3 pseudogenes are annotated in these 2,524 nt (G+C 65.8%); 1 reads left to right on the top strand and 2 read right to left on the bottom strand.

From position 1 onward, the window contains the following. Together AHiyo1_RS26380 and AHiyo1_RS07875 are read right to left on the bottom strand one after the other, a co-directional pair. Nucleotides 1-201: pseudogene (locus AHiyo1_RS26380) on the bottom strand (ABC transporter ATP-binding protein); the annotation flags it as partial. Beyond that, nucleotides 198-1,865, bottom strand: a pseudogene (locus tag AHiyo1_RS07875) (ABC-F family ATP-binding cassette domain-containing protein). The pseudogenes AHiyo1_RS26380 and AHiyo1_RS07875, both read right to left, overlap by 4 nt. A gap of 224 nt (nt 1,866-2,089) precedes the next feature. On the opposite strand from AHiyo1_RS07875, the pseudogene AHiyo1_RS07880 reads away from it, so the two are divergent. Continuing rightward, a pseudogene (locus tag AHiyo1_RS07880) lies at nt 2,090-2,524 on the top strand (hypothetical protein); the annotation flags it as partial.

Here is a 2,524-nt window from a genome sequence, read left to right on the forward strand (position 1 = left end):
CACTTTGCCGGCCAGCACCGGGGTGGCCACGGCAAGGAACGCACCAGCGATGGAGGCCAGCACGAAGGCGATCAGCTTGTTGCGGTGCGGTTTCGCGAAAGCGAGCACGCGCCGGATGGTTTCCCGCGAGAACGGCTGGGAGCCGCTCTTGGCGCGGGTGATGTTGTAGAGCGAGCGCCAGGCGACGCCATCCATGCTCATGGCTTGTGATTCCCCATTCCGGAAGTGTGGTGCAGTTCGGTCACGGTGCCGTTGTCAAGGTGCCAGCGGGAATCGAGCCGGACGTTTTCGAGCAAGCGGCGGTCGTGCGTGACCAGCAGGAGCGCGCCTTCGTAGCCGTCAAGCGCATCCTCGAGCTGTTCGATCGCCGGCAGGTCGAGGTGGTTGGTGGGTTCGTCCAGGACCAGCAGGTTGACGCCGCGGGCCTGCAGCAGCGCGAGCGCCGCGCGCGTGCGTTCGCCCGGGGACAAGGAATCCACGGTCCGGGAGGTGTGGTCCGCCTTGAGGCCGAACTTGGCCAGCAGGGTACGCACATCCGCGGAGTTCCAGTCGACCAGGACAGATTCGACGGCGTCTGCCAGGGTGAGGTGCCCCGCCAGCAGTCCGCGGGCTTGGTCGATCTCGCCGATCGCCACGGATGCACCCATGGAGGCATCTCCGGCGTCGGGCTGTTGAATCCCGAGCAGCAGCCGCAGGAGGGTGGATTTTCCCGCGCCGTTGGGTCCCGTGATGCCAATGCGTTCGCCGGCGTTGAGCTGGAGGTTGACGGGTCCCAGCGTGAAGTCGCCCTGGTGTGCCACGACGTCGCGCAAGGTTGCGACGACGGAGCTGGAGCGCGGAGCCTGGCCGATGCTGAACTGCAGCTGCCATTCCTTGCGCGGCTCTTCCACCTCGTCGAGCCGGGCGATGCGGGATTCCATCTGCCGGACTTTCTGGGCCTGCTTTTCCGAAGACTCAACGCTCGCGGCCCTGCGGATTTTGTCGTTGTCCGGGCTCTTCTTCATGGCGTTGCGGACGCCCTGCGAGCTCCATTCGCGCTGCGTCCGGGCCCGGGACACAAGATCCGCCTTGGTGTTGGCGAATTCCTCGTAGCGTTCGCGGGCGTGCCGCTTTGCCACCGCCCGCTCTTCGAGGAAGGAATCGTAACCGCCTTCGTAGACGGCCACGCTGTTCTGGGCCAGGTCCAGTTCCAGCACCTTGGTGATGCAGCGCGCCAGGAACTCGCGGTCATGCGAGACCAGCACCGCGCCGCCTCGAAGGCCTTGGACGAATGATTCAAGCCGGGCCAGTCCGTCGAGGTCCAGGTCATTGGTGGGTTCGTCGAGGAGCACGACGTCGAAGCGGCTCAGCAGGAGGGCAGCCAAGCAACGCGGGCGGCCTGGCCTCCGGACAGGCCCGTCATAAGTGCATCGGGACCCGATTCGAGGCCAAGTTCCGCCAGCACCGCGGGGATCCGGTCTTCCAGGTCCGCGGCACCCGATGCATCCAGCGGTCAAAAGCCAGGGAGTACGCGTCGTCGGCCTCCGCGGTTCCGGCTGCGAGCCCCTCGGCTCCGGCTCCATCTCCTCAGTGGCCTGGGCACAACCAGTGCGGCGGGCAATGTAGGCGGCGACGGTTTCGCCTGGGGTGCGTTCGTGTTCCTGGGGCAGCCAGCCGACAAAGGCGTCGCCCGGAGCGAGGCTGACCGTGCCCTCCTGGGGACGGTCGGCTCCCGCGAGGATGCGCAGCAGGGTGGATTTCCCGGCGCCGTTGGCGCCGACGACACCCACGACGTCTCCTGGTGCGACGGTGAGGGAGAGCTTCGAGAACAAGGTGCGGTGACCGTGGCCGCCGGAGAGCTCTTTGGCGACAAGCGTTGCAGTCATTGGTCTATCCTCTCACTGCTCCGCTCCTGAGCGGAAAGGCCGGCCACGCGAAAGGGCGGCCGTGCGTATACCCTGCCGTCCGAAAGACCGGGGCATGGAAGAACCCGCTGGTCCGTACTTGGGGGGTGTGCGGACCAGCGGGTTCGAGAATCAAGCATAATTCAATGTGCCTGCATCGTAAAATCGACTTCGCAGACCTGAAACCGTCTAGCAGAAAGTGGTTCATGTCCCTCCCCTCCAAGGCGTTCCAACGCTGGCTGCACGGGATCGCCCCGAACACCAGCACGGCCGATGTCTGCCGCTTTTCGGGAGTGAAACGCACCACACTGGCCCAGCAATTGGTTCGCGGCAAGGTGGCCGAGAGTTCGCTCGTGAGCATCAGCCGGGCCTTCGACATGAATCCCTTCGATGCTTTGGCACAATTCGAGGCCTACGCGGCGCTTCGCGGAACCCCGGTTCCCCCCACTGATGCGGAACTCGTCAGCCAGGTGTCCACCATGGATCTGCTGCGTGCGGTCGTCGAGCGCTCCGATCCCGGCGAGGGCGTCCCGCCCCTGGTCCTGGCGGAGACCCCGCACGGTAGTTCAGTCAGGAACTGGGTGGACGCGATCGACGACGGCGAACTGCGCCACCGGGTGAGCGGCTCCACCGGGATCGCA

Origin of the sequence: Arthrobacter sp. Hiyo1 (genome assembly GCF_001263615.2) — a bacterium.
In the GTDB taxonomy this organism is placed as follows: Bacteria; Actinomycetota; Actinomycetes; order Actinomycetales; family Micrococcaceae; genus Arthrobacter.